The organism is Nitratidesulfovibrio liaohensis (assembly GCF_011682075.1).
GTDB classification, from domain to species: Bacteria; Desulfobacterota; Desulfovibrionia; order Desulfovibrionales; family Desulfovibrionaceae; genus Cupidesulfovibrio; species Cupidesulfovibrio liaohensis.
The window spans coordinates 1-3,872 of the sequence record NZ_VSMK01000263.1; the positions used below are offsets into that span (position 1 = coordinate 1).

At 66.3% G+C, this 3,872-nt stretch carries 3 protein-coding genes; 2 read left to right on the top strand and 1 reads right to left on the bottom strand.

Annotated elements, in window-relative coordinates:
- Positions 1 to 335 precede the first annotated feature (335 nt).
- Positions 336 to 926: a TrmH family RNA methyltransferase gene (locus tag FVW27_RS09855; protein ID WP_041727678.1), complete on the bottom strand. Its 591-nt coding sequence runs from the start codon at positions 924 to 926 to the stop codon at positions 336 to 338.
- A 471-nt stretch (positions 927 to 1,397) separates the two neighbouring features.
- Between FVW27_RS09855 and FVW27_RS09860 the strand changes: the two genes are divergently transcribed.
- Both FVW27_RS09860 and cbiM read left to right on the top strand, forming a co-directional pair.
- On the top strand, positions 1,398 to 2,804 hold the full coding sequence (locus tag FVW27_RS09860) for a sodium:proton antiporter (RefSeq protein ID WP_208294729.1): 1,407 nt from the start codon (positions 1,398 to 1,400) through the stop codon (positions 2,802 to 2,804).
- A gap of 324 nt (positions 2,805 to 3,128) precedes the next feature.
- Positions 3,129 to 3,743: a cobalt transporter CbiM gene (cbiM, locus tag FVW27_RS09865; protein ID WP_167124749.1), complete on the top strand. Its 615-nt coding sequence runs from the start codon at positions 3,129 to 3,131 to the stop codon at positions 3,741 to 3,743.
- The last annotated feature ends 129 nt before the right edge of the window (positions 3,744 to 3,872 follow it).

A 3,872-nucleotide genomic window follows, 5' to 3' on the forward strand; every position in this document is an offset into this window, starting at 1 on the left:
CGGAACCGCTGGTGCGCAAGGCGCGCGGGCTGGCCCGCTGGGCACGGCGCGCGGGCGAGCGCGAGGTGGGCGCGCTGTACGAAGGCTGGCTGGCTGACCTTGGCCTGCCGCTGGAGGGCGGCGAACCCGATGGACCCGGCGCCCCCGATGGTACGGACGAATGATGCACCGATGATGCAGGCAAGTGACGCGGTGGCCTGCCGGGCGGGACCACTGACGACGCCCCGGCACCATCCCGGCGGCAGCCCGCCCATCCCCGCCAGACGCGACGGCGGCGTACCCGGAACCATCCGGATACGCCGCCGTCGCGCTTTTCGGGACATTGCCCCCGCCCGCTATTTTTCCGCCCAGGCCGCTATGCGGGCTTCCAGTTCCTCTTCGGGCCAGGAGGGCCGGTCATACATGCCCGCCAGCACGCGCTGACGCGAGGCTTCGGCCAGCAGCACCGCCGCCGCCACCGACACGTTGAAGCTCTGGATCATGCCATACATGGGGATGTATACTTCGCCGTCCACCAGTTCCACCAGTTCCGGGGCCACGCCGGAATGCTCGTTGCCCATGATGATGGCGGTGGGCTGGGTCATGTCGTAGTCGCCCAGCGGTTTGGCCGCCGGGGTGCAACTGGTGGCCAGCACGCGGTGACCGCCTTCCTTCAGGGTGCGCATCAGGCTCTGGGCGTCGGAATGGCGCACCGTGTCCACCCACTTGCGGGCGGATGCCGACGACTTGCGGCCCAGCACGGGAAAGGCGGTGTCGGTGTAGTACAGGTGCACCTGGGCCACGCCGAAGGCGTCGCAACTGCGATAGATGGCCGAAACGTTGTGCGGGTCGTGGATGTTGGCCAGCACAAGGGTCAGGTCCTTCTGTCGCCAGCCGAGAACGCGGCGGATGCGTTCCATGCGCCGGGGGGTTATCTGTGGTGCCATGCGTATGCCGGTGGGTTTCTGGAGGTTGCGGGGGCGCCGAAGCGCGGGGCACCTGTGTACCCCCCTTCGGCCAAAAAGTCACCTTCCGGCTTGACCAATCAAACCGTGTTGTTCCATAACCGGAGCGAAGCGTTGCTCGCGTCGGCGATGCCGTCACCGCACTGGTTCACGCGGTTGAGCGGCGCCAACCACCGCAACGGCCACTGCAACGCCAACGTGAAAGGCCACTGTTGAAAAGATGGCGCACTCCCGTTACTACAGGCGTTGGCATCGGTCCGCAGTCCGTCGCGCCGCGTGACGCGGTCGCACCATGGACCGCCCGGATACGCCCACCAACACGAAAGGGACATGCCAGCTCAACGAATCATCCCGGTCAACGACATCCCTGTCGCCGTGCCCCGGCCGGACGGACTCCATACACAGAGACGCCAAGGAGGCTCCCCAGTGAAGACCCAGATCCAGAAGACGGCCATGGCCCTCGTGGCCTCCGTTGCCACCATGCTCCCGGGCATGGCGTTCGCCGCCGGTGCGGGCGCGCCGCATCTCGACGGTGCGCTGCTCGGCGGCCTGTGGGCGGTGCCGTTTGCCTGCATGTTGCTGTCCATTGCCATTCTTCCCCTGGTGGCGCCGCATTTCTGGCATCATCACTTCGGCAAGGTCTCCGCCTTCTGGGGGCTGGCCTTCCTGGTGCCCTTCGCCCTCAAGTTCGGTGCCTCGCTGGCCCTGTACGAAGTGCTGCACACCCTGCTGCTGGAATACATCCCCTTCATCATCCTGCTGTTCGCCCTGTTCACCGTGGCCGGTGGCGTACGCCTGACCGGTTCGCTGGTGGGCACGCCCATGGTCAACACCCTGCTGCTGGCCATCGGCACGGTGCTGGCGAGTTGGATGGGCACCACCGGCGCGGCCATGCTGCTGATCCGTCCGCTGCTGCGCGCCAACGCCCACCGCAAGTTCAAGGTGCATTCGGTGGTGTTCTTCATCTTCCTGGTGGCCAACATCGGCGGCTCGCTGACGCCACTGGGCGACCCGCCGCTGTTCCTCGGCTTCCTCAAGGGTGTTTCGTTCTTCTGGACCACCATCCACATGCTGCCGCCCATGCTGCTGGTTTCGGTGCTGCTGCTGGCCGTGTTTTTCGCGCTGGACACCGTGCTGTTCGGCAAGGAAGGCCGCCCCGTGCCGCCGCAGCAGGATGGCGGTGAAAAGCTGGGCCTGGAAGGCAGCGTGAACCTGCTGCTGCTGGGCGGCGTGGTCGCCGCGGTGCTCATGAGCGGCTTCTGGAAGCCGGGCGTGGAATTCAACGTGTACCACGTGCCGGTGGAACTGCAGAACATCGTGCGTGACATCATACTGCTGGTCATCGCCGGCCTGTCGCTGAAACTGACCGACCCCGAATCGCGCATCAAGAACGATTTCAGCTGGGGCCCCATCGCCGAAGTGGCCAAGCTGTTCGCGGGCATCTTCGTCAGCATGATTCCGGCCATCGCCATCCTGAAGGCGGGTGAAAGCGGCGCGCTGCGCTCGGTGATCCAGATGGTGACGCACGACGGCCAGCCGGTGAACGTCATGTACTTCTGGCTGACCGGCCTGTTGTCAAGCTTCCTGGACAACGCGCCTACCTACCTGGTGTTCTTCAACACCGCAGGCGGCGACGCCATGCACCTGATGCACGACATGACCCAGACGCTGCTGGCCATTTCCGCCGGTGCCGTGTTCATGGGCGCCAACACCTACATCGGCAACGCGCCCAACTTCATGGTGCGGTCCATCGCCGAGGAACAGGGCGTGAAGATGCCCAGCTTCTTCGGCTACATGGTTTGGTCGTGCGGTATCCTGGTGCCCACGTTCATCCTGGTGACGCTGGTCTTCTTCATGTAGCGCAGCGCCCCTCATTGTCGGACAACGCCGCCCCCGCATGCCCCGTGCATGCGGGGGCGGTTTCCGTTGCATGGCCGGGCCGTGCAGGTTACCGCGCTGCCACCGCTGTCTCCCCACGGCAGGGGACGGTGCAGCCGTGCGCTGCGAGCCGGGCGAGAATGGCCAAAGAACCGCACGAGCCAAGCTTGCCCTGCGCCCCCCGGCACGCCTTGCGGATTCGTGGCACGTTGACGCTCCATGTGGCATCTGCTACCCCTTTCGACACGCCCGTGACGCCGGATTTTCCGAGCGCCGCGACGGGCGCGCAGACAGCTCGAGGCATGCATGCACATTTCGGAAGGGGTGCTTTCCCCTATGGTGCTCGGCGCAGGCGCGACGCTGGCCGCGCTTGGCGTCACGGTCGGCCTGAAACGGCTGGATTACGATCGCCTGATGACCGTGGCCATCCTGTCATCCGCCTTTTTCGTGGCCTCGCTGATCCATGTGCCCATCGGCCCTTCCAGCGCCCACCTTGTGCTCAACGGGCTGCTGGGCGTCATGCTGGGCTGGGCCGCCTTTCCCGCCATCTTCGTGGCGTTGGCGTTGCAGGCGCTGCTGTTCCAGTTCGGCGGGCTTACCGTGCTGGGGGTGAACACCTTCAACATGGCCCTGCCGCCGGTGCTGTGCTTCTACGTTTTCCGGCCCATGCTGACCGGCCCGTCCCGCCTGCGCGGGGGCGCGGCCTTTGCCTGCGGCTTCCTGTCCGTGGGTGCATCCGCCCTGCTCACCGCCGTATCGCTGGGGTTGTCCGGCGAGGCGTTCATCCCTGCCGCACGGGCGCTGATGCTGGCGCACATCCCGATCATGATCGTGGAAGGCGTGGTGACTGCGCTGGTGGTATCGTTCATCGCGCGGGTGCGGCCCGAAATGCTGGCCTTCACCTCCACGGCGCACGGCTAGCGGGTCTTCGTGCTGGACGAACCCTTCAGCCGGGGCACCTCGCGCCTGCACCTGGCCGACCCGCGCTGCAAGCTGGTGGCCGCGCTGGCCGCTGCCGTGTGCGTTGCCCTGCTGCGCTCGCCCGGTCCG